Origin of the sequence: Streptomyces mangrovisoli, from assembly GCF_000974985.2 — a bacterium.
GTDB classification, from domain to species: Bacteria; Actinomycetota; Actinomycetes; order Streptomycetales; family Streptomycetaceae; genus Streptomyces; species Streptomyces mangrovisoli.
On record NZ_LAVA02000137.1, the window covers coordinates 1 to 946 of the forward strand.

The window sequence follows — 946 nt, forward strand, 5'->3', positions numbered from 1 at the left end:
GGCTGTCGGCTGTCGGCTGTCGGCTGTCGGCCGTTGGCCGTTGGCTCGTCAGCCGTTCGCCAGGGCCTGCACCCGGTCCAGGGCGCCGTTGAACTTGTCGTGGTCGCCCACGGTCGGGCCGGACGAGGTGTACTGCCACATCGTCTGGTACGACCAGCCGGCCGGCAGGGTGCCGGGGTCGGAGGCGTACCGGGCGATCCACAGCGGGTTGGTGGCGCCGAAGCCGCTGTAGTTGCCGGTGCACTGGCTCCACCAGGTGGTGGCCGTGTAGATGACGGCGTCCCGGCCGGTACGGGAGCGGTAGGTCTTGAGGAAGTCGGCGATCCAGCTCACCATCGCGCTGGTCGACTTGCCGTAGCAGGCCGCGCCGTACGGGTTCCACTCGATGTCGATGACGCCCGGCAGCGTCCTGCCGTCCTTGGACCAGCCGCCGCCGTGGTCGACGAAGTAGTTCGCCTGGGTGGCGCCGCTGGTGGTGTCGGGGGTCGCGAAGTGGTACGCGCCGCGGATCATGCCGACGCCGTAGGACCCGGTGTACTGCTGGTTGAAGGAGGGGTTCGTGTAGTACGTCCCCTCGGAGGCCTTGGTGTAGGCCCACTTGACGCCGCTGCTCCACAAGGTGGACCAGGCGACGTTGCCCTGGTAGCTGGCGACGTCGACGCCCTCCGTCTGGGTGGCGTCGCGGAAGGTCGGCTGTCCGTCCTGCCCGTCGTGGGCGAGGACGCCCATGCCCATGTAGGCGGAGCCGCGGGAGGGGGTGGTCGCGGCGGAGGACGGCAGCGCGGACAGGGCCGTGAACGTCGCGAGCAGGGCGCCCGCGACGGTCAGGCGACGAAAGCGGCGAATGCGTACAAATCCATATCTATGCACGGGCATATCGTGCCTCCGAAGGCTCGGTGGTGCTCGGTGGGGGGAGCAGGCAGGTCCGCCGGGGAGGGGGGTGGGT

At 69.7% G+C, this 946-nt stretch carries 1 protein-coding gene; it reads right to left on the reverse strand.

What is annotated here, in order from left to right; translation table 11 throughout:
• Nucleotides 1-48: 48 nt before the first annotated feature.
• A complete protein-coding gene (locus WN71_RS37635; protein ID WP_046592629.1) occupies nucleotides 49-876 on the reverse strand; it encodes a lysozyme in 828 nt (275 codons plus the stop codon).
• Between the last annotated feature and the right edge of the window lie 70 nt (nucleotides 877-946).

Bases quoted from the DNA above. Each gene is read 5' to 3' on its own strand.
- WN71_RS37635 (WP_046592629.1), bottom strand. From the start codon at position 876: ATGCCCGTGCATAGATATGGATTTGTACGCATTCGCCGCTTTCGTCGC.